The organism is Promicromonospora sp. NPDC050249 (assembly GCF_040656015.1).
In the GTDB taxonomy this organism is placed as follows: domain Bacteria; phylum Actinomycetota; class Actinomycetes; order Actinomycetales; family Cellulomonadaceae; genus Promicromonospora.
This window is the reverse complement of the sequence record NZ_JBFAKY010000018.1, coordinates 17,384-42,707: the sequence shown is the minus strand read 5'-3', so window position 1 is coordinate 42,707 and position 25,324 is coordinate 17,384. Positions and strand designations below refer to the sequence as shown.

The 25,324-nt window shown below is 71.1% G+C and carries 18 protein-coding genes; 10 read left to right on the top strand and 8 right to left on the bottom strand.

Annotated features, from left to right (window positions below):
- Positions 1-153 precede the first annotated feature (153 nt).
- The gene (locus AB0I32_RS16055; RefSeq protein WP_357507655.1) at positions 154-1,455 is read left to right on the top strand and encodes an erythromycin esterase family protein; all 1,302 of its coding nucleotides are present in this window, start codon (positions 154-156) and stop codon (positions 1,453-1,455) included.
- Between the two features lie 86 nt (positions 1,456-1,541).
- Here the strand turns inward: AB0I32_RS16055 and AB0I32_RS16050 are convergent, their stop codons facing one another.
- A complete protein-coding gene (locus AB0I32_RS16050) occupies positions 1,542-2,246 on the bottom strand; it encodes a DUF2306 domain-containing protein (protein WP_357507654.1) in 705 nt (234 codons plus the stop codon).
- A 213-nt stretch (positions 2,247-2,459) separates the two neighbouring features.
- Here AB0I32_RS16050 and AB0I32_RS16045 point away from each other — a divergent pair, with 213 nt between their 5' ends.
- The gene (locus tag AB0I32_RS16045) at positions 2,460-3,569 is read left to right on the top strand and encodes a histidine kinase (RefSeq protein ID WP_357507652.1); all 1,110 of its coding nucleotides are present in this window, start codon (positions 2,460-2,462) and stop codon (positions 3,567-3,569) included.
- Positions 3,566-4,219, top strand: coding sequence for a response regulator transcription factor (locus AB0I32_RS16040; protein ID WP_357507650.1), 654 nt, complete (start codon positions 3,566-3,568; stop codon positions 4,217-4,219). Before AB0I32_RS16045 ends, AB0I32_RS16040 begins: the two co-directional genes overlap by 4 nt.
- A gap of 90 nt (positions 4,220-4,309) precedes the next feature.
- Here AB0I32_RS16040 and AB0I32_RS16035 read toward each other — a convergent pair whose 3' ends face one another.
- The 5 genes from AB0I32_RS16035 to AB0I32_RS16015 form a co-directional block, all read right to left on the bottom strand.
- A complete protein-coding gene (locus AB0I32_RS16035; protein WP_357507648.1) occupies positions 4,310-6,100 on the bottom strand; it encodes a hypothetical protein in 1,791 nt (596 codons plus the stop codon).
- 385 nt (positions 6,101-6,485) lie between these two features.
- The gene (locus AB0I32_RS16030; RefSeq protein WP_357507646.1) at positions 6,486-9,245 is read right to left on the bottom strand and encodes a PKD domain-containing protein; all 2,760 of its coding nucleotides are present in this window, start codon (positions 9,243-9,245) and stop codon (positions 6,486-6,488) included.
- Between the two features lie 94 nt (positions 9,246-9,339).
- On the bottom strand, positions 9,340-10,530 hold the full coding sequence (locus AB0I32_RS16025; protein WP_357507644.1) for a sugar phosphate isomerase/epimerase: 1,191 nt from the start codon (positions 10,528-10,530) through the stop codon (positions 9,340-9,342).
- A gap of 43 nt (positions 10,531-10,573) precedes the next feature.
- Complete coding sequence (locus tag AB0I32_RS16020; protein WP_357507642.1) at positions 10,574-13,891, bottom strand: family 16 glycoside hydrolase; 3,318 nt, start codon at positions 13,889-13,891, stop codon at positions 10,574-10,576.
- A 170-nt stretch (positions 13,892-14,061) separates the two neighbouring features.
- On the bottom strand, positions 14,062-15,078 hold the full coding sequence (locus tag AB0I32_RS16015) for a LacI family DNA-binding transcriptional regulator (RefSeq protein WP_357507640.1): 1,017 nt from the start codon (positions 15,076-15,078) through the stop codon (positions 14,062-14,064).
- Between the two features lie 137 nt (positions 15,079-15,215).
- Between AB0I32_RS16015 and AB0I32_RS16010 the strand changes: the two genes are divergently transcribed.
- From AB0I32_RS16010 to AB0I32_RS15980, 7 genes are all read left to right on the top strand, one after another.
- Complete coding sequence (locus tag AB0I32_RS16010; RefSeq protein ID WP_357507638.1) at positions 15,216-15,554, top strand: hypothetical protein; 339 nt, start codon at positions 15,216-15,218, stop codon at positions 15,552-15,554.
- A gap of 257 nt (positions 15,555-15,811) precedes the next feature.
- Positions 15,812-16,693: an ABC transporter permease gene (locus tag AB0I32_RS16005; RefSeq protein ID WP_357507636.1), complete on the top strand. Its 882-nt coding sequence runs from the start codon at positions 15,812-15,814 to the stop codon at positions 16,691-16,693.
- 74 nt (positions 16,694-16,767) lie between these two features.
- Positions 16,768-17,787, top strand: a complete 1,020-nt coding sequence (locus AB0I32_RS16000) for an ABC transporter substrate-binding protein (RefSeq protein WP_357507634.1) — start codon at positions 16,768-16,770, stop codon at positions 17,785-17,787.
- Positions 17,784-18,602 carry an ABC transporter ATP-binding protein gene (locus AB0I32_RS15995; RefSeq protein ID WP_357507633.1) on the top strand — a complete coding sequence of 273 codons (819 nt, stop codon included), beginning with the start codon at positions 17,784-17,786 and terminating at the stop codon, positions 18,600-18,602. The genes AB0I32_RS16000 and AB0I32_RS15995 overlap by 4 nt, the downstream gene beginning before the upstream one ends.
- 42 nt (positions 18,603-18,644) lie before the next feature.
- Complete coding sequence (locus AB0I32_RS15990) at positions 18,645-19,727, top strand: Gfo/Idh/MocA family oxidoreductase (protein ID WP_357507631.1); 1,083 nt, start codon at positions 18,645-18,647, stop codon at positions 19,725-19,727.
- A gap of 83 nt (positions 19,728-19,810) precedes the next feature.
- Entirely contained in the window at positions 19,811-22,324 is a 2,514-nt protein-coding gene (locus AB0I32_RS15985; protein ID WP_357507629.1) for a choice-of-anchor P family protein, read from the top strand.
- Between the two features lie 76 nt (positions 22,325-22,400).
- Positions 22,401-23,066: a response regulator transcription factor gene (locus tag AB0I32_RS15980; RefSeq protein WP_357507627.1), complete on the top strand. Its 666-nt coding sequence runs from the start codon at positions 22,401-22,403 to the stop codon at positions 23,064-23,066.
- Between the two features lie 87 nt (positions 23,067-23,153).
- On the opposite strand, the gene AB0I32_RS15975 is transcribed toward AB0I32_RS15980, so the two are convergent.
- Together AB0I32_RS15975 and AB0I32_RS15970 are read right to left on the bottom strand one after the other, a co-directional pair.
- Positions 23,154-24,095: a Rieske 2Fe-2S domain-containing protein gene (locus tag AB0I32_RS15975; RefSeq protein ID WP_357507625.1), complete on the bottom strand. Its 942-nt coding sequence runs from the start codon at positions 24,093-24,095 to the stop codon at positions 23,154-23,156.
- Positions 24,092-25,309 carry a hypothetical protein gene (locus AB0I32_RS15970; RefSeq protein WP_357507623.1) on the bottom strand — a complete coding sequence of 406 codons (1,218 nt, stop codon included), beginning with the start codon at positions 25,307-25,309 and terminating at the stop codon, positions 24,092-24,094. The genes AB0I32_RS15975 and AB0I32_RS15970 overlap by 4 nt, the downstream gene beginning before the upstream one ends.
- Positions 25,310-25,324 lie beyond the last annotated feature (15 nt).

Here is a 25,324-nt window from a genome sequence, read left to right as displayed (position 1 = left end):
GGTTCGACGCGCTGATGCGCACCCAGTTCCCGGAGCTCAGCGCGCTTCACCCGGTCTACGTCGCATGACGTAGACGAAGTGTCGCCATCTGCGGGACGTGTTCCAGCGCTGGACGCACGAGTGTGGGGTCACACCATCGCTCAGGAGGTCCTGATGAAGAACCCCAGCTCCGCGTCCGGTCTCGCCTGCGGCGTGATCGCACTCGCCCTCACGTTGACAGCTGCGCCCGCGCAGGCTTTACCGGCGACTTCCGCCTCACCGGTCACACGGTGGGCGGAGAACCACGCCGTCCATGTCCCGGACGACCCGCGCCGACCCGGTCCCGACCTCACGACGATCACACGCGCCACCGCCGGTGCGCAGATCATCGGTCTCGGCGAACCGGGCCACACGATCAGCGAGGTCACCACGCTGCAGGCTCGCTACCTGCGGCACCTTGTCACCCACGCAGGAGTGCGTGCGATCGCCTTCGAGATGGACTGGACGCTCTCGCTCGGCGTGAACGACTACGTGCTCGGCGCCCGTGACGACCTCGACACCGTCCTGGCCACGCAGGAGAGCATCTGGCGGACGACCGAGATGCGGAGCGTTCTCCAGTGGGTCCGGCACTACAACGACACGCACGCTGACGACGTCGAGGTCGCCGGCGCCGAGTACTTCGCGACCGGGCCGGCCGCCTACGACGCGGTCGAGGCCTACGTCGCTGCGAACGCGCCCGACAAGCTCACCGAGCTACGAGCCCACTACGAGCTGCTGGAACCGACCAGCGACACCATCCGAGAGCACCTATGGGCCTACATGGCGATCGCGGACAAGGCTCCCTGCGTCGACGCCGCGGCCGCCCTGGAGCGCTTGGTCGCCACCGTCCCGCACGGTGAGGGCCGTGAGGTCGCCATGCACAACGCCCGCCAGATCCACTCCTGGTACGAGGGCTTCAGCCTGCCGTGGGGCGACATCCCCGACTATCGGGACGCGAGATCGGCACAGAACATTCGTTGGTGGCAGCGGCACACCGGTGCTCGCACCGTCTACTGGGGGGCATCTGCGCACGTCGCCGACGTGTCGCAGCTGACGATCACGGAGCCGGGCGAGCCGGACACCACGTTCGCCAGTGCGGGGTCCCACCTCGAGGACTGGTACGGGCACGGCTACGTGACCGTCGGCTTCACGTTCGATCACGGCACCTACCTCACCGGTGAGGGCCACACGGTCGATCTGCCGCCGGCGAGCACCGGCTGGTTCGAGGAGCCGCTCGGTGACGTCAGGTCGGCGCAGTTCGTCCTCGACCTGGGCCGCCCGGCTCCGCCGGCGGTGCGCGGGTGGCTCGATGCCCCGCTCACGACGCGCGGACTACCGGAGTACGGGAGCGCGTCGCTCGCATACGGCGGCAGCCTGCGGGACTGGTTCGACGTCCTCGTGCACACCCAGCAGGTCTCTCCCGCGCACCCGTTGTGAGGCGTCCTCGTATGCGAGCCCGCTGGAGCGCTCCTCGACCAGTTCGTCCAGGCCCGAGGACCAGCGGGGCCAGCTCCGCCCGTCGATCAGGGAGCGCCATACGACCTCGGGAGGGGCCGCGGTTGCTTGCGCCGGGCGAGGGGTGCGAGGGTGCGCTGGATGATGAGGTATTCGGCGACCATGACGTTGACGACGATGGCGGCCCATCCGCTGGCGTCGTAGACCGCCTCGAACTCCAGCGCGGGGAACGACGGCATCAGCGCCGTGCCGGTGAGGAGGAAGACGCGCAGGCTCACGGCCGTGAACGTCAGGGCGTAGTTGCGGATCATCCAGATCCGGTGCAGCTGCACCTCACCGCGGCGGATGGTCCGGTAGGCCTGCGCGGCGGTGAACAGCCAGGCGGTCGCGAGCAGGTAGAACGCGACCTGGATCGAGAAGCCGCTGAGCGAGACCGTGGCCGCGTACAGGGACGCGACCGCCGCGACGACGACGGCGACCAGGTAGATCCGGCCCATGGCGCGGTGCGCGACGGGGTAGCGGACCCGCAGCGCCGTCACGAACTGGAACGGGCCCAGGAGCAGGGCGAGGCCACCGGGCACACCGTGCACCACGAGGGACAGGAAGTGTGCCGCGACGTCCGGGTCGATCGGGATGAGGCTCGCGTCCTCGCCGCCGATGACCAGGGCTCCGGGGGAGGTGAGGCCGAACCCGGCCGCGGAGACGGCCAGGAACGCCCACAGTGCCCACCACCAGCGGCGGCGGTTGCGGACCGGGACAGGGGTGTTCGTCATCGTGTGTCTTCCCAGGGGTGCGGCGGGCGGTCGGGTGCGGGGCGCGGGTCCAGCACGACGAACGTAGGAGTCGGCGCACCCCGCCGTCCTCGGAGCCGGGTGCCGTACCGGGTGGTCCTGGGGGCCGAACGGGGTGCGTCGTCTCCTCCCGTGGGAGGAGGCGCACCGGCCCTGCGGCCGGAGCCGGGGGGCGAGCCTGGCTATATTCCAGGGATGCGCTCACTGTTCCGGGATCGCGGCGGCTTCGTCGTCGCGGCGGCCGTGCTCGGCACCGGCCTGGGAGCGCTCAACCTCGCCTACACGTCGGACTGGGGCTGGGTCCTGGCACTCGTCACGGTCCCGGCGCTGATCGTGCGCACGTTCTGGACGTCGATGCCGGGCTGGTTCCTGCTCCTGTGGGTCCTGGTCCCGACGTTCGTCGGCGACGTCGCGGTCGTCACCCAGAGCGGCTTCATGGTGGTGATCATCGCGCTGGCGGTGGCCGCCGCCGGTCCCGTGCGCCGGGCGGATCTCGTGGTGATGGTGCTCTGCCTGGCGTCGCCGTTCCTGGTCTGGGCGCTGGACACCGGCAGCTGGTCGCGGGGGATCGGTGCCTGGATCTGGTGCGGCGGGCTGCTGATCGGCTGGGGGTTCGGGCACGTCGTCGGGCAGCAGTGGGCGCTGATCGAGGAGCTGGACCGCACCCGCACCAAGCTCGCCGAGACCGCCGTCGCCGAGGACCGCCAGCGCATGGCGCGCGACCTGCACGACCTCGTGGGGCACAGCTTCAGCGTCGTCCTGCTGCACCTGTCGGGTGCGCGGCTGAACCTCGCGTCCTCACCCGCCGAGGCGGAGGAGGCCCTGCGGCAGGCCGAGGCGGTGGGCCGCAAGGGGATGGACGAGCTGCGCCAAGCCCTGATGCTCATGCACGCGGGCACCCGCGCGCCCGCGCCCGTCGAGCCGGGGGAGGTGGAGCGGCTCGTGGCCAGGTATCGCGACGCGGGCATGCGGATCGATCTCGACGTCGTCCGCGAGCTGGACGACGTCTCGACCGCACCTCGCCTGGTGCTGCACGACGTGCTGCGCGAGACCCTCACGAACGTCGCCAAGCACGCACCCGCGCCCGAGGCGACCATCCGGATCGACGGCGACCTCGAGGCGATCACCGTCCGCGTCGAGAACGCACTCGGCCCAGCCGGCCCCGACACGGACGCAGGCCTCGGCCTGGCAGGGCTGGAGCACCGGGTCGCCGCCATCGACGGCACCTTCCGCGCCGGCCCCGACCGCGACCGCTGGGTGGTCGAGGCACGCCTGCCCCGCCGGCTCGTCGGGACCGCCGCATGATCCGGGTGCTCCTGGTCGACGACCAGCCGATGGTGCGCGCGGGGCTCGGGCTGATCCTGCGCAGCCAGCCGGACATCCGCGTCGTGGCCGAGCGTGGGGACGGCGCCGACGTCGCCCTGGCCGTCGCCCGGCACACGCCCGACGTCGTGTGCATGGACGTGCGCATGCCAGGCGTCGACGGCATCGAGGCGACGCGCCGGCTCCGGGCAGCCGACGGCCCACCGGTCTGCATCCTCACGACGTTCGACGACGACGAGGTGCTGTGGTCCGCGGTCGATGCCGGCGCCGCGGGGTTCGAGCTGAAGTCCGCCACCGCCGAGAACCTGATCGAGGCGGTACGGACGGTCGCCTCCGGCGGGACCTGGATCGACGGCTCCCTCCTCGGGCCCATCCTCGACTCCTACCGCAGGTCGAACCGCCCGGCGGCCCACTACGACAGCCGGCTCGACGCGCTCACCGGCCGCGAGCTCGACGTCCTGCGGCTGATGGCACGCGGCGCCTCCAACCGCGAGATCGCCGACGAGCTCTACCTCGCCGAGACCACGATCAAGACCCACGTCGGCGCGCTCTTCACCAAGCTCGGCGCCCGCGACCGTGCCGCCGCCATCATCTTCGCCTACGACGCCGGCCTCGTCCGGCCCCGACGATGACGTGGCGGTCGCTCGCCGCACTCCCTGTCCCTGCTGCAATATCAGGCCCGGAGATCCTCGGAACCCCGGGCCTGAGTCCTCTCCGGTCCGTCAGGAGCCGTAGAGCTCGACCTCGTTCAGGAACGCGGCCAACGGGTCGGTGATCGTGTTGGGATCGCTGATCCGCAGGTACTGCGCCGAGACGGGCGCGCTGAACGGGCGCAGGTAGCCGTCCCGCTCGGCCCGGGGCGGGGTCGACCACGTCGTCCCGTCGTTCGAGACCTCGATCCGCAGATCGGCGCTGCCCTGCAGGAACGCGTACGCCCCCACGCCGGTCAGCCGATAGGTCCGGGGCAGTCGCAGCGTGAGACGGCGGTCGGGCGTGACGGTACTGGTGTCGGGTCGAACATCGCCGTCGAAGGCGAAGGCGGCGTACGACTGCCTGCACCCGGCCGGGCCCTGGGGGCAGGATCCGTAGCGACTGAAGGTCGGGTCGAGCACGGTCAGCTCGTCCCGCTGGAACATGCCGGGCAGGTCGAGCCGGCCCGTCCGGCCGTTGTCGACGGTGGCCGTAGTCCTCCACAACCCGTTCTGCGTCCCCTTGGGGTAGCCGCCGGCGCGCTGCGGGCACTCCCAGCCCCGCGGGTTCTGCGCCGTCGCCGGGCAGGGGCAGCCCCATCCGGACGCACAGTTGTCCCCGACCACCAGCACCTGGTTGCCGCTGATCGCCTCGACCCCCATCGTGGTGCTGGAACCGAGGTGTCGCATCGGCCGGCGGACCCGATCCCCGGCAGCGTTGTAGGGGTCGAAGCTGTACCAGCCGTCAGCGTCGCCGCCGGTGGTCGGGGTGTTGCGATAGAGCACGAACGGGCTCGACCAGCTGGTGCCGCGCCCGTCGTAGGAGACCCGGAGCAGGTTGTCCGGTCGGCCCGAACCGATCACCAGCGCGCCGTTGCCCAGCAGCTCGATCGACGGCGAGTTGCCGCCCTCCGCGGCCAGCCGGGCGCTCGCGTCGAGCGGGGTCCACGGGCCGGCGGCGCTCTGGGTGGCGGAGCGCCGCACGTAGAGCGCGACGTTCGCCGGGATGTTCGGGTTCGGGGATCCACGCAGGTTCTCGTCCTTGCGGATCACCGCGACCAGACCGCCGTCGCTGGACGGGGCCAGGCTGGCCTCGTTGAACTGTTCGGTGGTGGAGACTGCCAGCTCGCTGCGGACCGTCCAGGTGACGCCGTCGTCGGTGCTGTCGGCCACCGCCGAGAAGTACGCCCAGCTCTCGTCGCGGTCGTAGCGGCCGTACACGGTGGTGAGCAGGGTCTGGCCGTCGGCGGCCAGGATCGGCCCCTGGTAGAGCCGCGCCCACGCCACGTTGTTGCCCCGGGCCGGGAACTGGATCGTCGCCTCGCCGGCCCGTCGCCAGGTGTCGCCGGCCAGCAGCCAGCGGTCGAACTGACGCCGGCACGCGTCGCCGGTGCACCGCTGGTCGGGCTCCAGCGTCTTGGTGGTCAAGCTGCGGTCCTCGGCCGTGAACCCGTAGACGGCGCCACTGGCGACCGCGAGCCGCACGAAGTTGGACGGCGGGACGTAGCCGTCAGCGCTGTCCATGACCAGGAAGTTCCCGCCGTCACGCGACTGCCGCAGCACGGTCCCACCCAGCCCGGCGGTGTCGCGGTTGGTGGAGTGCCCGAGCAGGTAGCGGGAGCCCCGGACGCCCTCGCCGTTGGTCGAGGACCCGTTGTACAGGGACGGGAAACCCATGAAGTGGCTGTCGCCGACCGGGTATCCGCTGAACATCACGGGCGGCGGGTACGTGACTCCGCCGGCCAGTGCCTGCGTGGTCGGCGGCGTCGCGGTGGCGGTGACCAGGCCCGGCCCCACCAGGCTCGCCGCGACCAGGATGATCATGACTGTCAGGGACCACCGGCGGCTCCGGCCCGCTGCGAACCTTGATCGTCCATTGCGCACGAGAACCTCCGGTGATCGGCACTGACCGAGATCTCGATGCTGGTCCCAGGCGTCGTTCCGGTCAACGAAAGTCGCCTGACTGACGCTGACGCCGTCCTCCCGGTCTCGTCGGCCGTGGCGCCGCCCCCACGAGTACGGTCGACGCGACGACGAACGGCTGCTGGAGCTGGGACGGTCCTGTCGTAGGCGGTCCCGGGATGTAGGCCGCCGCGCACCGGACCGGATCCGTCATCGAGCTGCTCCAGAAGGCCCTGGCCGGAACCGCTGGCGACGATCGACGAGGTGCCCCTGGAACCCGATGGGTTCCAGGGGCACCGGGCCTCGGTCAGCTGTTCCAGCCGCCGAGCACCGTGATCTCGGCCGTCGTCCAGTCGCGGGTGCCCTCGCTGTCCGTGGCGATCAGCCGGGCGGTATACCTGCCCGGCTCTTCGTAGACGTGTGTGACGGCGGGCCCTTCTGCCGTCGTCCCGTCGCCGAGGTCCCACTGGTAGGAGACGATGTCGCGCCCTTCGGGTGCGACCGCGGAGCCCGACAGCTCGACCGGGCGCCCTGCTGGCCCGACCGGGTGGCTGACCTCGGCCGTCACGACCGGGGCGGTGTCGTCGGAGACACCGCGGCCGTGAAAGACGAGCCAGTCGAGGCCGAGGTCGGCACCGCCGGCCGGCTCGTGCTTGCTCGTCACGACGAGGTACAGGGTGGTGGCACCCTGGTCGTCCTCGACGTCGATGGTGGGCGAGACGACTTGTCCGGCACCGGTTGCCGCGCGGATCCGGACCTGGCCGAGGCTCGGTCCGGTCGGGCTGCCGGTGCGTACCGTGACGGTGGCGTCCGCCGCGCCGCGGACGGCGCCGATCGTCAGCCCGTCGATGCCCTGGAGGTCGAGCGGTCCGAACGCGATCCAGTCACCGTGGTCGACATCGCTGACGAGGCGGCCGCCCCGAGCCCCGGCGTCGTCGGTCACGGTGACACCTGAGCTCTCGGCGTAGAACTCGGCCTCCTTGTCGCGCACCTGCAGGTGGATGACCTCCTGGCCGGCCAGAGCGGGGACGCCGTCGGCGCCGAGATCCTCGTAGCCCGCACCGAGCACGGGGTAGACGTTCTGCCCCACTCCGTGGTCCGCCGGATCGAGGAACACGGACCCCGAGCAGCCGGTGTAGTTGTCCAGCGGGTGCGCATGGGTGTCGTGACCCAGCTGGGTGTTCACCGTGACCTGCTCGCAGTCGATCGTGCCCGCCTCGGTGGAACCGTCCTCGGCGTCGGCCACGTCGACGGAGTACGGGACGGTGTCTCCGAGCTCGGCGAAGCCGCCATGGAACGGCGCCCCGAAGGAGACGTCCGGCCGGGTGTTGCCGACGGTGATCTTCTGCACGGAGACGCCGGTGAACCCGTCGCTGTCGGTGACCGTCAGGCGCGCGCTGAACTGGCCGCGATCGGTGTAGGTGTGCACCGGGTTCGCCTCGGTGGAGTCGACGACGCCGTCGTTCTCGAAGTCCCACGCGTACGTGATGTCGAGCCCGTCGGGGCTCTCGCTGCTGCCGCCGTCGAAGGCCACGGTCAGCGGCTCGTGACCGGAGTCGACGTCGGCGGTGAACCGCGAGATCGGCCGCCGGCCGTCGGCCGCGTAGTCGATGCGGTAGATGCCGGCGTCGGTGTTGGTGCTGCCACGCCCGGCGCCCCGGCCGAGGCCGAAGTCGATGATGTAGAGCGATCCGTCGGGGCCGAACTCGGCCTCGAAGGGGGCGACGAACGTCTCGCCCTCGAGGAACGGGTCGATCGAGAGCAGGTCGCCGGTGGCCTCGTCCAGGGAGAGCACCTTGTAGAAGTTGCGGGCGTACTCGGAGACGAACCAGTGCCCGTCGAAGCTCTCGGGGAACTTCGTCTTGACGTCGAGCTCCGGGTCGTAGCGGTAGACCGGTCCGCCCATGGGCGCCGCTCCGCCGGAGCCGAGCTCGGGGAACTCCTCGGACGGTCCGTAGCCGTACCAGACGAGCGGCTCCTGCGACGGCGGAAGCTCGCGCAGGCCCGTGTTGTTCGGGGACTCGTTGACCGGGCTGGCGCAGTCGAACGCCCCACCGGAGACCCCCGTGGCGAAGTCGTAGTCGATGTACGCCTGGTTGTCCGCGTGGCAGTAGGGCCAGCCGTGGTTGCCCGGCTCAGTCATCCGGATGAACTCGACCTGGCCGTCAGGGCCGCGTAGCGGGTCGGCCACACGGGCATCGGGCCCGTAGTCCCCGATCAGCACGGCACCGGTTCCGGGGTCGACGGTGATCCGGAACGGGTTGCGGAAGCCCATCCCGTAGATCTCGGGACGGGTGCCCTCCGTGCCCGGCGCGAACAGGTTGCCGTCCGGGATCGAGTACGTGCCGTCGTCCTCGGGGGTGATCCGCAGCACCTTCCCGCGCAGGTCGTTCGTGTTGGCGGACGTGCCCTGCGCATCCCACCCACGGCGGCCGGGGCGCTCGTCGATCGGGGTGTAGCCCTGCTGGTCGAAGGGGTCGGAGTTGTCACCGGTGGCCACGTACAGGTCCCCGTCGGGACCCATCGCCAGCGAGCCAGCCATGTGAGAGTTGGCGCGGCCCTCGCCACGCCAGATCGTGAAGTCGAGCAGGCGCTTCTCCGACGCCGGGTCGATCGTGTCGTCCGGCCCCATCGTGAACCGCGAGAGGTTCATCTTCGCGACGTCGGGATCGCTCCAGAGCAGGTACAGCCACCCGTTCTCGGTGAAGTCGTCGTCCAGGGTCAGGCCCAGGAGGCCGTCGGACTGCGTGAGCAGGTCGAGGGAGTAGTCGAGGTCCAGGGCCGTGGTCTGGCGGAGCGTGTCCTGCTCCAGCACGACCACCTGGCCGGTGCGCTGGATGTAGACGACGCGGCCGTCCTCGGCCACATCGAGCTCGAACGGGTCGGCGAGCCCCTCGGTGACCAGCGGGACCTTGTCGAACTCGGTGGTCTCGGCATGGTCGGAATCGGCCGGGGCGTCGTGTGCGGTGGCGGCGGTCGTGGCGGGTACGAGGGCACCGAGCGCGACGACCAGACCGGTCGTCGCAGCCAGTGCCCGGCGGTGTGCCCGGCGGTGTGGTGCAGACATCAACACTCCCTCGTGCTGGGTCGGATGGTGCGAGCAGGCGTACGGCACTCCCGGGCAAGGGCCGGCGCCCTCGCCCGGCAGCAGGCCGGACGGATCAGTAGCGCAGTGCGGCGAGGTAGCCGAGGCTGACGCACGCGGAGGTCACGCCGTCGGGAGACGGCTGGTCGTGCTCGGTGAAGCCGTACCGGACCCCGGCGAGCGGCGCGGTGGCGAAGATCTTGGCGAAGTCGATGGTCCCCGCGCCGACGTCCGCGAAGGAGCCGTCCTCGGCGATGTCCTTGAGGTGCAGCAGCTCGAACCTGCCCGGGTAGCGCGCGAACAGGTCCGTGGCGGACGTGTCCGTGCTGGCCGCCCAGTACACGTCGAGCTCCATCGTGACGAACGCTGGGTTCGTCTCGCGGACGAGGACGTCGTAGCCCGTGACGCCGTCCTCCTCGGTCTCGAACTCGTACCCGTGGTTGTGGTACGCGACCCGGATACCCTCGGCGCCCAGCGCCTCACCCGCCTCGTTGAGGATCGCGGCCGTCCGGGAGTAGTCCGCCAGCGTCCACGAGCCGGAGCCCGAGACGCGCACATACCTGGCCCCGATCGCCTGCGCCTCGGCGACGACCAGGTCCACGTCGTTCTGCAGGTTCGACAGGCTCACACCGAGCGACGGCACCTCGAGCCCCGCCCCGTCCGTCAGCGGCGCCAGCTCCGCGGCCGTGTAGCCGTAGAAGTTGCCCGCGCTGCCCGAGGGCTCGATGTTCCGGAAGCCGCACTCGGCCAGCGCCCCGAGCGTCCCTTCGGCGTCGGTCGGCATGGTCGCGCGGACCGTGTAGCCCACCAGGCCGATCGCGGACAGGTCGACCGACCGCTCGCCGGTGACCGGGTGGGACCTGCCCACCTCCGAGGCGGCCGCGGCACGGAGGATGTCCCGGCGCTCGCGGGCGGTGAGGACCCGTTCGCGCACGAGGCCCTTGGTCACGGAGCTGACCGTCCGGACGAACCTGCCGTGGGTCGCGAACGGCGCGTCGGCCATGATCTCGTCCATGACGGTGCAGCCTGAGCGGGTCCCGTGGTTCGCCACGCCCGAGTCGGCGTCGGCGCCGAAATAGACCGTGGCCTCGCTGGTGTAGCCGTACGTGCACGCGCTGGTCCCGGCCGCCTCGCTGTCGCTGGTCCTGGCCGCTCCCGCGGGAGCGGCCAGGACCGGCAGGGACAGCGTGGCGACCAACGCGACGGCGAGCCACGGCCTGGCGGTGCGCATCCGGGCGCGGGTCGGGGTGCTGGCAGTTCGTTCCATCGGATGAACCTCTCCTTCGAGGGACCAGATCAGAGGGACCAGATCAGCGGACGGTCAGGTCGACCGTCGTCGTGCTGCGCCCGTACAGCAGGTCGCCGAGGTACTGCACCGTCACCGGGTGCACGCCCTTCGCGAGCCCCGATGTCGGGATGTCGACCCGTGCCTGGCCGCGGCCGAGCGTGGCCTGGACCGACTCGTCGCCGACGGAGACCCGGACCGTCCCCGTCGGGGTCGGCCGACCCTTGGCGCCGGGCACCCGGACCACGGCCTGCGCGTCCCTGCCCGCCGTGATCCTCGGCGGGGCGAGCCGCGCCGAGACCTTGGACGCGAGCGCTGAGGAGGTCTCCTGCCCGGTCAGGCGTTCGATCCAGATGTTGCGGAACCGTGGGTTCAGGCCCGCATCCCCGTGGTCCTGGAGCTTGATGTGGCCCGGCGTCGGCCCCTCGTTGTTGCCGTTGCCCGTCTTGCCGTCGATCGCGACGTCGTCGTGCACGAGCTGTCCGTTCCACCAGAGCGAGAGCCGCGCGTCCTCGGTCTTGGTCCCGTCCGGGGCGAAGCGTGCGGCGCGGAACTGGATGTCGTACGTCTGCCAGGTGCCCATCTCGGTCGCGGCGTTCACGTCCGGGGCCTTCTTCAGGTAGACCGAACCGGCGTCGTTGTTCTTCGGCGGTTCGATGCCGATGGACTCCAGCACCTGGACCTCGTAGCGTTCCTGGATGTAGACGCCACTGTTGCCGCGGGCCTGACCGGTCACGTCGTCGGCGTGCTCCGGCTGGTACCACTCGGCGTGCATCCGGAAGTCGCCGAACTTCTCCTTGGTGCGGATGTCACCGCCGAAGGACTCCATGGTGCCGTCCGCGACGGGCCATGTCGCGGGCCCGCCGCTCGCCTTCTCCCAGGCGTCGAGGTCGCCGCCGTCGAACAGGGCGGTGCGCTCGCTGGGCGTGACGGTGAGGTTGTCGAGGTTCACGTGCCCCAGGTCGTCATCGTCGTGCACGTAGGCGATCGTGTTGGCGCCCTCTCTCAGCTCTACCGTCTCGGTCTGCGTCGACCAGGTGGACCAGCGCACGGTGCTGTCGAGCCAGACCTGCTTCTGCTTCTCGCCGTTGACGTAGAGGCTCATCGATCGTGGCGTCGGGCTCGGGTCGGAGTTCTGTCCGTTGGCGTAGCGCAGCGCCAGGTCGTGCGGTCCGGCCTCGCCGGCTTCGACGGCGAACGTGGTGCGGGCGCCCGGCTCCCAGTTGCGGTCCACGAAGCCGGCGCCCGAGTACCCGGCGTGGTTGGTGTTCCAGCCGGCGCCGCCGGAGATGTCGGCAGCCTCGGCCTCGTAGACGGGCGGCGGCGTCGAGCCGTCGGGCAGGCGGTTCATCGTGTACCAGGCCTCGGTGCTCCACAGCTCCTCGCCGCCCTCGGCCGCGAACGGCCGCGGGGAGTGCACGTTGACGACCCGGCCGGGCTTGAGCCCCTCGATCATCAGGGTCACCGTCCTGCGGTCCTCGGACAGCGTGGCCGAGGTGACCGACAGGTCCTCCTCGTCGACCTTGGGCCCGCCGTACTGCGGCGTCGAGACGTAGCGCCACTGTGCCGCCTCGTACTTCTCGGCCAGGTTCTCGGCGGTCCCGACCGACAGGGGCTGCGTGTACTCGATCTCGAAACCGCCCTCGACCGCGCGCATCTCGAGCATGTCGAACGCCCGGCTCTCGTCGAAGGTGAGCTTCTGCAGGCCGTAGCCGAGCTTGCCGGCCTGGCCCCAGTTGCCCGACCAGCCGATACCGCCGACGTAGATCGAGCCGTCCGGCCCGACGCTCGTCCTGCTGACGCCGGACTCCAGCCCTTGCGTCATGCGGAACACGGCGCCCTGCTCCTGGCCGGCGACCTCCTCCAGGTAGACGCGCTGCAGACCGCCGTACGTCACGTCGCCGATCGCCATCTGCCCGGTGAACACGCCCTCGGTGAGGATGACCGGGTTGCTCGGCGAGTTCGAGATCTCGCCGTGCGGCATCCACACCACCGGCTCGGTCACCGGCTGGTCGTCGTACGGGCCGTCCGGGTTCGTGTAGTGGTTGTAGAACGCGCCCTCCTCGACGCGTACCAGCTTCGACGTCGGCACGTGCATGCCCTGGTTGTCGGTGACGTACATGCCGCCGTCGGTCCCGAAGCCGAGGCCGTTCGGGGTGCGCAGGCCGCCCGCCAGGTACTCGATCTCGCCGGTGTCCTCGTCGATCTTCAGCACCGATCCGCGGTTCTCGACGAGCTGCGGGTCGGCGGTGGCGCCGCCGGGCACCATGGCGATGCCCGTGGAGACGTAGAAGTACCCGTCCTCGTGCAGCAGGCCGAACGCGAACTCGTGGTAGTTGCCGCCGAACGGCCAGGTCGCGACCTCGCGGTACTCGTCGGTGACCTCGTCGCCGTCGGTGTCCACGAGCTCGGTCAGCCCGTGCTTCTCGGACACGTAGATGCTGCCGTCGACGACCTTGAGGCCCATCGGCTCCTCGAGCTCCTCGGCGATCTTCGTGTACGTCACCTCCTCGGCGCCGCTGTCGCCCGTCACGTTCTCGACCAGGTACACCTCGCCGAGCACCGTCTCGCGGTCACCGCCCCACGTGGCGATGGCCATGCGGCCGTCGGGCAGCCAGTCCATGCCCGTGACCTGCGGCTCGAAGCCGTCCGGACGCAGGTCGGTCAGGGTGTAGTCGGGGTGCACCCCGGTCAGCGGCAGCCCGTCGCCCGGGGCCTCGCTCACTCCCTCGCAGGACTTGCGTCCCGGCGAGGTGACACGCGTGACGTCGGCGTCGGTGCTCAGCACGGAGCTCGGCACCAGGGCGAAGCCGGAGGCGCCCGGCGGGCGCCACTCCAGCGTGAGCTGCTGGCCGAAGTCGCCGTCGAAGTGGTCGATGCGCAGTGCGTGGTACCCGGCCTCCAGCGCGACCGACCCCTCCTTCGGGGTGGCCCCGTGCTTGCCCGGGTGGTCGACCACGAGGGTGTCGTCGACCAGCAGCCGTGCCCCGTCGTCGCTGGTGATCCGGAAGTCGTAGGTGCCGGCGGAGGGCACGTTCAGGTAGCCCGTGACCTCGGTGACGAACCGGTCGGCGAGGCCGAAGTCCGCAGCCGTGCGCCAGTCGATCGTCGGCATCAGCTTGTCGATGTTCGGGGTCTGGCCCGGCTTGAGCGTGCAGTAGTCGTCCAGCGGGACCTGGACGTCGAATACCCGGAGCGTGACACCTGGTTCCTGCGGTCGCGTGGGGTCGGCGGCCGCCTGCGCCGGGACCCGGGTGCCGGCCTGCGCCGGCAGCACCGTGAACGGCAGCACGAGCACGCCGAGTATCGCGGCGAGCGTGCGGTGGGTCGATCGGCGTTCCATGGGCCTGCCTCTCCGTTGAGGACCTTGCCTGTGCGGGACCGCGCACGGACGCCGGAGGCGTGGGCGCGCTCCGTCACTATGCGGTCCGGGATGACGCCGGACAACGAGTTGCCGCTTGTTGCCCCTGCGCGACGACGGACGGCGTGCGTGCGCTCCGTCGTCCGCGGGCGTCAGGCCCGTCGAGCCGTCGAGCCTCTCTCGACGAGCTTCGCGGGGAGCAGGGCGGGCACCGACAGGGCGGGCGACGGGTTGCGCAGCTGGTTGAGGAGGCGCTGGACGGCGAACGTCCCGAAGTGGCGCAGGGGAGCGGCGACCGTCGTCAGCGGCGGGGTGCAGAAGTCGGAGCCGAAGATGTTGTCGAAGCCGACGACGCTCAGCTCGCGGGGTATCTCGACCCCGAGCCGTGTGAGCCCGCGCATCGCGCCGATCGCGAGGAGATCGTTGTAGGCGACCGTCGCGGTAGCGGTATGCGCGGTGAGCGCCTGGGCGGCAGAGAGCCCTCCGGCGAGCGTCGGTGCGAACGGGCCGAGGCGACGTGCCTTCAGGCCGAGCTCCTGGGACGCCTCGCGGAAGGCGCGCCAGCGCATGCCGTCGGCCCAGGATGCCTCGGGGCCGGCCAGGTACGTCATCCGGGTGTGCCCGAGGCCCGCGAGGTGCTCGACGGCGCGCCGCATCCCGCGGGCGTTGTCGGTGATGACGCTCGCCACGTCCGTGACGACGCGGTTCATCACGACCGTCGGGCGCTGTTTGGCGACGGCCCGGATCGCCGAGTCCGAGAGCCGGGAGGTGGCGAGGACGACCCCCTCCACCAGGGGCAGGGTCCGCTCAAGGGCCAGGCGTTCCGCCTCGCCCGACTCGTGCGCGTCCACCACGAGGAGCGTGTACCCGGAGTCGATGGCGGTCTTCTCGGCGCTCCGGATGATCTCGAAGAAGAACGGGTTGGTCAGGTCGGCCACGATGATCGCCAGCAGCGCGGTCCTGCCGTCCGGCAGGCCGCGGGCGATGGGGTTCATCCGGTAGCCGAGCTCGTGGGCGACACGACGGATGCGGTCTGCCGTCTCGGCATTGACCCGTCCGGGCCTGGAGAACGCCCGCGAGACCGTCGAGGGCGCCACGCCCGCGGCCTTGGCGACGTCGTAGATGGTCGGTCTGGTGCGAGAGTTCCCGGTATCGCCAGTTTCGCCCATGCGCGGGGAGCGTACGGCGAGCTGACGGTCGGCGGCAACCATTTGCCCCCGTCGGCCCGGGTGTGACACGTCCTTGCCCGCCCGGCAAGAGGTGGCAACACCTTGACTGTCCTGGTGCGGCACCCTCGAATGACAGCATGACCATGCGCGCCGCGGGCACAGGGACGAGCTCGCCACCCGGGGACGACCACGAGCTCGGCGGGCAGCCGGTCGCCCCCCTCGACGTGCTGGACGACACCGTGGCGGACGAGGCGGTCCAGGTCGAGGCAGCGGAGAGCGAGCTCAGGCGGCTGGGGCTCGAGGGCATCCGCGTGCGGCACCACGGTGATCTGGCCCGGCTCGAGGCGCCGCACGGCGACCTCGCGAGCCTGGCGGCGGAGCCACTGCGCGGGGAGGTCCTTCGTGCCGTGCGTTCGGCGGGCTTCCGTTCGGTCGCGGTCGACCTCGACGCAGTCGCGGCACCGCACGACAGCTGATCCGAGCCCGATGGCAACCGCATGCCGCGGGGTGCACGCGGCGGCGGGGCAACAAGTGGCAACTCGTTGTCCGGCCCTGACCCGCCTCATAGTGTCCCTGGTGACGCGCAGCTCCGACAGCCGGGGCTGCTGACCTGCTCTACCGACCGGCGCTACCCGGACGACGACGTCCGGTGTGCCCTGACCCGCTGTCGCGCGGACTGTCGACGTCGACCCGTGCGACGAAACGGAAAGAGCGAACTATGGAGGATCACGCCATGGTGACCACCCAGGAAGCCCGCGCCACCTCGCCGACGTCGCGCCGGACCCGGCCGGTACCGCCGGACCGGGTCGGCGAGACGTCGATCGGGAGTCGCGCACTGACGCTGCTGGCGGAGTCCTGGAGGCCGGTGACGGTGCTGCTCGGGCTCTTCGCCGTGTGGTGGTTCGTGGCCTGGCGCGAGCTGGTTCCCGCCTACCTGGTGCCCGCACCGGGCGCGGTCGCGGAGACGATGGTCGCCGACTGGTCGATGCTCCTGGAGCACACATGGGTGACCACGCTGGAGACGATCGTCGGGTTCGTGCTCGCGGCGGTGATCGGCGTGGCGACGGCGGTGCTGCTGGTCTACTCCAGGACGGCGGAGAAGTCCCTCTATCCGCTCATCCTCTTCGCCCAGGTCATCCCCAAGATCGCGATCGCGCCGATCCTCGTGGTCTGGTTCGGGTTCGGGATGACGCCGAAGATCGTCCTGGCCGTGCTCATCGCCTTCTTCCCGGTAGTGGTCTCCGCCGTCGCGGGGCTGCGCTCCGTCGACCCCGAGCTGCTGGAGATGTCCGCGACCATGGGCGCCTCCCGGTGGAAGACGTTCCGCAAGATCCGCTTCCCCGGGGCCCTCCCGCAGCTCATGTCCGGCCTGAAGGTAGCGGTCACGCTGGCTGTCGTGGGTGCCGTCGTCGGCGAGTTCGTGGGCGCCGACCGCGGTCTCGGGTACGTGCTGCTGCTCGCCAGCGGCAACCTCGACGCGCCGCTGCTGTTCGCCGACCTGATCCTCATGTCGCTCATCGGAGTGGTCCTCTTCGTCCTGGTCGAGGTGCTCGAACGCCTCCTCATCCCGTGGCACGCGTCCCGGCGCGGCAACCTCGCGCTCGCGACGGTATGACCCTCCGGACCGTCAGGCACGACTCCCAGGTCCGCCCCGTCCGAGACGGCGGAACGAGCAGAAAGGCTCTACCCATGCGTGGTGGCACGTTCGGAAAGTCGCTGGCAGTGGCAGGCGTCGCGGTGGCAGCGGTCTCGGCCTGCGGGCAGACCGCAGGGGACTCCCCGGGTCAGAACGCCGAGGGGCTGAGCGAGGTCACGGTGACCCTGAACTGGGTCCCGTACGGCGAGCACGCGCCGTTCTACTACGGCGTCGAGCAGGGGATCTTCGAGGACGCGGGCATCGACCTGACGATCCAGCCGGGCAACGGCTCCGGCAACACCGTCCAGCAGGTGGCGCAGCGCAACACCGACTTCGGGTGGGCGGACACCCCGCCCCTGGCGAACGGGATCAGCTCGGGCATGCCGGTGCGCAGCGTCGGCGTCTTCCTGCAGACCGGCCCCAGCTCGGTCGAGTTCTTCGACGACCAGGGCATCACCGAGCCCGCCGACCTCGTGGGCAAGACGGTCGGCGGCACCCCGGGCGACGCCATGTACGGCACGTTCCCCGCGTGGCTGGAGCTCAACGGCGTGGACCCCGCCGACGTGACGGTGGTCAACGTCGACGCCGCGGGCAAGATCGCCGCGCTGATCGAGGGCAAGGTCGACGCGATCCAGGGCTTCCACCACGACCAGGCACCGACGATCGAGAACCAGACGGACAAGGAGGTGTCCGCGCTCCCGTTCTCGGACTTCGGCATGAACCTGCTCGGTACGGGCCTCGTGGCGAACGAGGCGACGATCGAGAGCGATCCTGAGCTCGTCCAGGCGATGGTGCGGGCGACGTCGGAGGCGTTCCTCGCGGCGTCGGAGGATCCCGAGGCCGCCGTCACCGCGATGGCGGCGGGTGCGGAGCAGGCGCCGGACGAGAGCGTGCTGGCGGCACAGCTCGAGGCGACGATCGGCCTCCTCGACCTCGAGAGCGCCCCCGCTCCCGGCGTCAACTCCGAGGAGCAGTGGACCGACACGCTGACCTTCCTGTCCGAGAACACGGACTTCGAGGGCCCGACGACGCCGGACACCTACTGGGACGCGACCTTCGGGGAGGACCTGTGACCGCCACGACCGACGTCGGAGCATCCGCCCGGATCGTCGATACCGAGCCGATCATCGAGGTCTCGCACCTCACGAAGCGGTTCGTGTCGAAACGCTCGGAGACCGTCGCGCTCGACGACGTGTCCCTCGCCGTGCTGCCCGGCGAGTTCGTCACCATCGCGGGTCCGTCGGGCTGCGGCAAGTCGACGCTGCTGAAGATGATCGCGGGCCTGACCCGCGCCACCGAGGGTGAGGTGCGCCTGTACGGGCAGCGGGTCACCGCGCCGCAGCGCGACATCGGGTTCGCCTTCCAGCGCTCGGCCCTGCTCGAGTGGCGGGGCGTGCGCAGGAACATCCTGCTCCAGGCCGAGATGCGCGGGATGGACCGGCGCCGCGCGCAGGAGCGTGCGGACCATCTCATCGAGCTGACAGGCCTCACGGGGTTCGAGAAGGCCCTTCCGCACGAGCTGTCCGGCGGCATGCAGCAGCGGGTCGCGCTGTGCCGCGCGCTGCTGCACGAGCCCCGGGTGCTCCTCATGGACGAGCCGTTCGGCGCACTTGACGCGCTCACGCGCGAGCAGATGAACATCGAGATGAACCGGATCTGGCGGGAGACCGGGACCACGGTCGTGCTGGTGACCCACTCCGTGCCGGAGGCGGTGTACCTGGGCAGCCGGATCGTCGTCATGAGCCCGCGTCCCGGCCGGATCCTGGAGACGCTCGAACCGGGCCTGCCGGACCGCCGAGCCTACGGCGCGACGCTCGCCGACCCCCGGTTCACCGCGGCGGCCGAGCGTCTGCGCGAGCTCCTCGGCGCGAGCCATGCGCCCGAGTGACGTGCGCCCGAGTGACATGCGCCCGCGTGACGAGGCCCGCCCGTGACGGCACGCCCGCTCGGCGTGGGCATCGTCGGCATGGGCGGCATCGGGAGGATGCACGCCCGGGCGCTGCGTGAGCTGGCGGGCCGGGCACGTCTCGTCGCGTTCAGCGGCGGGGCGGCGGACGACGAGCGGGATCTCGTGGGCGGGCCCGCGGAGCGCGTCGAGCCCGGCGAGGTCATCGCCCGTCCCGACGTCGACGTCGTGGCGATCTGCACCCCGAGCGGGACGCACGCGGCGCTCGCACTGGCCGCGCTCGAGGCCGGCCACCACGTGGTCGTCGAGAAGCCGCTCGCGCTGGACGTCGACGACGCGCTGCGTGTCGCGCGTGCCGCGCACGAGCGGGGGCTGACGGTCTCGATGATCTCCCAGCGGCGCCTGGAGACCCAGCACGTGGTGCTCAAGCAGGCCCTTGCCGAGGGGTCGCTGGGCGAGCTCCGGCTGGCGACGACCCACGTGCACTGGCACCGCGACGACGACTACTACCGCGCCGCGGGGTGGCGCTCCACGGCGGAGCAGGGCGGCGGATCCCTGATGAACCAGGGCGTGCACAACGTGGACCTGCTGCGCTGGCTGTGCGGTCCGGTCGAGTCGGTGACGGCGCAGTCCGGCACGCTCGCGCACACGATCAGGGCCGAGGACACGACGGTCGCCACCCTTAGGTTCGTCTCTGGTGCGCTCGGTGTGGTGACCACGACGACGGCGACGCCGCCCGGGTTCCCGGCGACGATCTCCGTGTTCGGCTCCCGGGGGTCGGTCGAGCTCGGCCAGGGTGAGGTACGCCGCTGGGACGTGCCGGGGGTGGCTGAGCCGGGGGCGGGCGGCATCCCGAGCGGTGCGGCCGAACCGCTCACGATCGGGCACGCGGGACACCTGGCCCAGTGGACCCGGATCATCGACGCACTCGAGACGTCCTCGCCGGTACCAGTCGGCGTTGACGACGCCCTGGAGACGGTCCGGCTGCTGTGCGCGATCGAGATGGCCGCCGCGACCGGGGTGGTGGTGCGGCCGGCGGAGCTGGGCGCGGGGAGGCTGCCACCCGAGACCCCGCGTCGAGCAGGCGGAATTTCGTTGCACGGATGATGACCGGGATCCACCATGGTCACGGTCCGGCACGGGTCCACAGCGGGGCGCGCCCAGCGCCCGGCCTCGGGTGAAGGAGCACCATGGCAGCGGCGAGCGGAAGTACGGCGCACGGTATCCGGCGAGCGACGGCGCTGGTGTGCGCTGCGGTGGTCGCGTTGTCGACGACGGCGACCGGCGTCGCCGCCGCGGCGGGGCCGGAGCCCGAGCGCGATGGCTCCACGGGGGTCGCGGCTCAGCCCGGCTGGCGGACGTTCGGCACGTACGAGGAAGCCGTTGACGCCGGCCCGAGCCGCACCCTGGAGGAGGCTGCGTCCGTCCAGCGGAACTCGACCAACGTGGCCGAGCCGACGGCCCTGCCGTCCGAGCTGCTGGACACTGCGGTCCAGCCCCACGCCGCCGCCGACGACGAGCAGTGGTGGTGGGACGACGAGGACTCCTACGACATCGCGCCCGGCGAGATCCCCGCGCCCGGTGAGTACACGCTGGACTCGTGCGCCCGGGACTTTCCCGAGGGCCGGACGACCCCCCAGTACATGAACCGGTACGCGATGTGCCTGGACGGGATCATCGGCTACACGCACGACTTCGGCGGCATCGAGGTGGAGACCGACTTCAAGCTCACCCTGATCGGGTGGGGCAGCCGCGACGGCCTGCGGATGAGGTTCCAGTACCGGATCGCGCCCGACGATCTCCCGATCGACCCGACCGCCCCGATGACGATCGACATGGTGTGCGAGGGGATGGGCCGCGCATCGTGCCACGACACCGGCGCCAAGGGGCCCGTGACCAAGACGCTCGGCCAGTGGGCGAGCTCCGAGTGGGTCTTCACCGAGGACTACAGCATGGAGGACTCGCTCCCCAGCGGATCCGCCTGGCCGTTCCACGAGGACGACCTCGTCAGCTTCCTCTCGACCCGGTTGATCGCCGCAGGCCCGGACATGACGAGCGACCTCGAGCTCACGTACCGCTGTGACAGCGCGTCCTACCTCCCCGGGGACGAGTACAGCGGCGGCTGCATCTTCGACGACGTCCATCCGGTGCACCTCGTCGACATGACCGACGGGCGGTTCACGCAGGAGGCGTTCCACATCTTCGAGGCGTTCACCAAGCCGCACCTGATCAAGCCGGACCCGGCGGGCCGGGTCATCCCAGGGAACTCCGCGTCCATGCCGGGCGACAACCTCACCCGGATGCGGCCCGAGTACCAGCCCGAGAGATACCGGAAGAACCACGACGTCGCGGTGGCGACGTGCCTGCAGACCGACGCGGACTACGCCTCCAAACGGATGGACTGCGACGAGTACCCCTACCGCAGCACGTTCCAGGGCGCAGCCCTGAGCCAGTACACCGACGACGACCGGCTCACCTACTCGGCGCGACCGCTCGACAGCGGCCACAACCGGTCGGCGGGCGCTCTGCTCGGCATCTGGTACTCGTTCGACCGGATCCTGCACGGTGACCGGTTCTGGGTCCAGGTCGGCTGCGGGCCGCGGGCCCTGCCCTGCGGCGGCAACATCCCGGACATGCCGGGTAGCGGCAACACACCGCCCACCGTCGACGCCGGACCCGACGTCACCGGCGCCGAGGGCTCGCCCGTCGCGCTGACGGGAACCGTCACCGACCCCGACGACGTCCCGACCATCGCATGGTCCGTCCAGCCCGGTCCAGGCGTGGACCCGGGCGCCACCTGCACCTTCGCCGACACTGCGGCACCGAGCACCACGATCACCTGCACCGACGACGGCCCGTTCACCGTCACGCTCACGGCCGACGACGGGCACGGTGAACCGTCGCCCGTGAGCGACAGCGCCACGGTGACGGTGACCAATGTGGCGCCGACCGCGCAGCTCACCGCTCCGGCGTCGGGCGAGATGATCAACGCGCGCAAACCCGCTCCCGTGAGCGTGACGTTCACCGATCCGGGCATCAACGACACGCACACCTGCCAGGTCGACTACGGCGACGACGATGAACCGGTCGAAGGAGCCGTCACGCAGCAGGCCGGCAGCGGGACCTGCACGGCGGAGCACGTCTACGGCTTCGACGGGCTGGGACCGCGCACCATCACGGCAACGATCACCGATGACGACGACGGAGCCGACAGCAAGTCCGTCGACGTCGTGGTCTACGTGCCGGGCGCCGGCTTCGCGATCGAGGCGACCGGCCTGCTGGAGGTGGGCCGTACCCCTGACGTGCGCTGCCCACCGGACGACTCGCAGTCGACGGCGACCCTGAACACCCTCGTGGGCCGGGTCGGCGCGCTGAACGTGAGCTGCACGGTCAGCACGACCACCGGCCGCACCGAGGTCGAGACCAGCGTCGCCGACGTGACGCTCCTGAACGGTCTCGTGCGGATCACCGACATCGAGAGCACCTGCACCGCCGACGCCGAGGGCATCGAGCGCAGTTCGCTGGTCGGCAGGATCAACGGCATCCCGATCGGCGCCGGGTCCGGCTCCCTGTCGGTGCTGGGGCTGGCCGAGGTGGCGTACAACGAGAGCACCACCGACGCGGAAGGACGCCTGGTGCAGAACGCGATCCGGGTGCGCGCGGCGGGCCAGGAGGTGGTGGTCGGCAGCTGCCGGCTCGGGTAGCCACCGGGGGAGCACACGCCACGGGGTCAGCGCTGTCCTCACGCTCGTCTCAGATTCGCTCGGTATGAATCGGGACATGATCTCTGTGCTCGTCGCGGACGCCCAACCGCTGCAGCGCTTCGCCTTGCGCGCCCTGCTGGAGAGCAGCCCCGACACCAAGTTCGTCGGGGAGGCCGAGAACGGCGCCGAGGCCGTCCGGTGGACCGCCGAGCTGCATCCCGACGTGGTGCTGATGGACATCCGGATGCCGGGCGTCGACGGGATCGAGGCCACCCGGCGCATCGTCGCCGCAGGTGGGCGTTCGCGGATCCTGGTGCTGACGACGTTCGACGTGGACCGGTACGCGCTCGCCGCGCTGCGGGCCGGGGCGAACGGCTTCCTGCTGAGGGACACCCGCCCGGAGGAGCTGCTCGCCGGCATCCGGGCCGTCGCCGCCGGGGACGCGGTGATCGCGCCGGCACTGACCCGGCGGCTGCTCGACGAGTTCGCCGACCAGCTCGGCGACGACCTCTGCGCTCCCGCGCGGGAGGATCCTCGGCTGGACTCCCTGACCGGCCGCGAGCGCGAGATCCTCGTCGCCATCGGCCAGGGCCTGACCAACGGCGAGATCGCGCGACGGTTCACGCTGTCGGAGTCGACGGTGAAGACCCACGTCGGCCGGGTCCTGGCCAAGATCGGCGCACGGGACCGGATCCAGGCCGTCATCCAGGCCTACGACCTGAGACTCACCCGGCCGGTCTAGTGCTTCGTCTCGCACGTCCGTCCGGGGCGGCGGTGGTTCCCGGCCGCACCGCTCCGGGCGGATCGGCGCGGCCGGGCTCGAGTCAGGTCAGGCGGTGGTGACCTGTCCGTCGACGACCTGCACCGGCACCTTGACCAGGGGTTTCGTCGCCGGCCCTGCGGTGACCTGGCCGTTGCCGTCGAACGCGGAGCCGTGGCACGGGCAGCGGAAGCCGGAGTCCGCGGGCGTGACGGGGCAGCCCTGGTGCGTGCAGGCGGCAAGGTACGCCAGGAAGGTGTCGGCCGAGGGGCGCAGCAGGTACGCGGCGGAACCGTCCGGTGTGGTGAAGCGTGTCGACGAACCGACGGCGACGGCGGCGACCTCAGCGATCACCGTCCGGGAGCTCGTTCCCGAGGCTGCTGGCCGGCTGGGTCCCGGGTGGGTGGTGGTGCGCCGGGTGAGAGCGACGACGGCGGCACCGAGGGTAGCGGTCGCCGCGGTGATCAGGCCGCCCCAGAGCAAGGTGCGTCGTTCGGCATGGTTCCCTTCCTGTGCGGTGGGGGTCGGCCGGCGGCGACGTATCGCGTCGCGCAGGAGGGTCGTCGTGGAGAACAGGCCCGCGTCGCCGGCGATCAGCAGCGGCGTCCAGGCGGCCGCGAAGACGATGTCGGCGCCGACGTAGTACGGGTGGGTCGTCCAGCTGACGGTGAGGAAGAAGCTCAGCGCGAGGAGGTACCCGCCGAGTGCGGCGATACGGGTGAACAGCCCGAGCAGGGTTCCCAGCCCGACAGCGACCTCGCCGAGGGCGATGGCCAGGCCGGTGACGGTCGGGTACTCGGCCGCGAACGACACCAGCGGGCCGATCGGCGAGGTCGCGGCGGCGTGCAGCATCTGATCCTGTACGCCGAGGGGTGAGGTGTGGTCGAGGTAGTGGGTGTCGAGGAGCTTGGAGAGGCCCGCGTAGAGGAAGGTGCCGCCGAGGAAGACGCGGAGCGGCAGGAGCGCCCAGACCGGTATCCGTGGTGGCGCATGGGCCGGGATCCTGGTCATGACGTGCGGGGCGAGACCGCCATGATGCCGATGCACATCTCGTCGCTGGTGCCGTCGCCCCACACCACGTAGCGCGGCGGTAGCTTGCTCAGCTGCGGCAGCACCTTGCGTAGCCCCGCGTCGTGCGTACACGTCACCCGCAGCGTGTCACCCGGATCGATCTCCACCGGCGTCGGCAGCTTCATCAGCCGCTGGTTGTCGAAGTCGAACTGGGGCACGTCCAGCAGGACCTCGGCCTTCGGTGTGCCCGGGTTGAGCTCGACCTTGATGGCCCGCCCGAGCATGTGCATGTGACCGAAACCGGCGAACACCGTCGCGGGCTCCTCCACCTCGTGGTCGCAGGTCTGGGTGTTACCGGGCTTCGGGACGCCGCCCTCGTTGCACTCCTCGACCTGCTCGTCCGCGAACTCGCCGACCTCCGACCCGAACCGCTTCGTCACGTCCGCGATCGAGGCCGCCCGGTCACAGAGCGGACCCGACTCGTCGTCGGCGCAGGGCAGGTCGGTCGGCGCGTCGAGCGACCACGTCTCGAGCTCCCGGGTCTGCGGAGTGCCGTCCGTCAGCCGCAGCCGCACCGCCGGGCGGTCCGACCCGGCCGGCTTGCCGTCGGTCGCGAGCAGGTTGTAGTGCATCTGGAAGATGATCAGACCGCCAGGCTCCAGCTTGAAGCCGGCGTCATGGTCGAGCAGGGTCTCCGTGGCGCCCGGCGCCCAGGTGTCCACCCACGCCGCGTTCCCCTCTTCCACGTCGGCGCCGGGCACGCCGGTCCCGCCGAAACACTGCCAGCCGGGGCCGGGGTTCGTCGCGTCGTGCTCGCGGACCGCGGCTGCGCCGCCCGGCGGCACCGCGTACACGATGGCGTGGTGCGCGATGGCGACGTTCTCCGGCGCGAACTGGGTCCCGGTCAGGAACGCGGTCTTGGTCAGGCCCGGATCGATCGCCTGGCACCGGTACTCGTCCGTGCTGCCCTCCGGCGGTGCGGGCGTGTAGGCCTCGGGCATCTTGAGCTCGAGGAACCGCTCGCCGGCGCGCAGCGGCTGCGGCGGAGCCGACGACGCGCCCGCGTGCGCGCCGTGCGATTCGGCCGCGGGGGGCGCCGCACCGTCGTCGGCGGCGTTGTCGGTGGCCGGCCCGCAGGCGGCGACGGCGAGCACCGTCGCCAGCGCGATGGTGGCCGCTCCGAACCTCCGCAGTGGGCTCTCAGGTTTTGTCATGGCCCGAACGCTATG

Coding starts and splice junctions, on each gene's coding strand:
- AB0I32_RS16055 (WP_357507655.1), top strand. CDS start 154: ATGAAGAACCCCAGCTCCGCGTCCGGTCTCGCCTGCGGCGTGATCGCA.
- AB0I32_RS16050 (WP_357507654.1), bottom strand. CDS start 2,246: ATGACGAACACCCCTGTCCCGGTCCGCAACCGCCGCCGCTGGTGGTGG.
- AB0I32_RS16045 (WP_357507652.1), top strand. CDS start 2,460: ATGCGCTCACTGTTCCGGGATCGCGGCGGCTTCGTCGTCGCGGCGGCC.
- AB0I32_RS16040 (WP_357507650.1), top strand. CDS start 3,566: ATGATCCGGGTGCTCCTGGTCGACGACCAGCCGATGGTGCGCGCGGGG.
- AB0I32_RS16035 (WP_357507648.1), bottom strand. CDS start 6,100: ATGATCATCCTGGTCGCGGCGAGCCTGGTGGGGCCGGGCCTGGTCACC.
- AB0I32_RS16030 (WP_357507646.1), bottom strand. CDS start 9,245: ATGTCTGCACCACACCGCCGGGCACACCGCCGGGCACTGGCTGCGACG.
- AB0I32_RS16025 (WP_357507644.1), bottom strand. CDS start 10,530: ATGGAACGAACTGCCAGCACCCCGACCCGCGCCCGGATGCGCACCGCC.
- AB0I32_RS16020 (WP_357507642.1), bottom strand. CDS start 13,891: ATGGAACGCCGATCGACCCACCGCACGCTCGCCGCGATACTCGGCGTG.
- AB0I32_RS16015 (WP_357507640.1), bottom strand. CDS start 15,078: ATGGGCGAAACTGGCGATACCGGGAACTCTCGCACCAGACCGACCATC.
- AB0I32_RS16010 (WP_357507638.1), top strand. CDS start 15,216: ATGACCATGCGCGCCGCGGGCACAGGGACGAGCTCGCCACCCGGGGAC.
- AB0I32_RS16005 (WP_357507636.1), top strand. CDS start 15,812: ATGGTGACCACCCAGGAAGCCCGCGCCACCTCGCCGACGTCGCGCCGG.
- AB0I32_RS16000 (WP_357507634.1), top strand. CDS start 16,768: ATGCGTGGTGGCACGTTCGGAAAGTCGCTGGCAGTGGCAGGCGTCGCG.
- AB0I32_RS15985 (WP_357507629.1), top strand. CDS start 19,811: ATGGCAGCGGCGAGCGGAAGTACGGCGCACGGTATCCGGCGAGCGACG.
- AB0I32_RS15980 (WP_357507627.1), top strand. CDS start 22,401: ATGATCTCTGTGCTCGTCGCGGACGCCCAACCGCTGCAGCGCTTCGCC.
- AB0I32_RS15975 (WP_357507625.1), bottom strand. CDS start 24,095: ATGACCAGGATCCCGGCCCATGCGCCACCACGGATACCGGTCTGGGCG.
- AB0I32_RS15970 (WP_357507623.1), bottom strand. CDS start 25,309: ATGACAAAACCTGAGAGCCCACTGCGGAGGTTCGGAGCGGCCACCATC.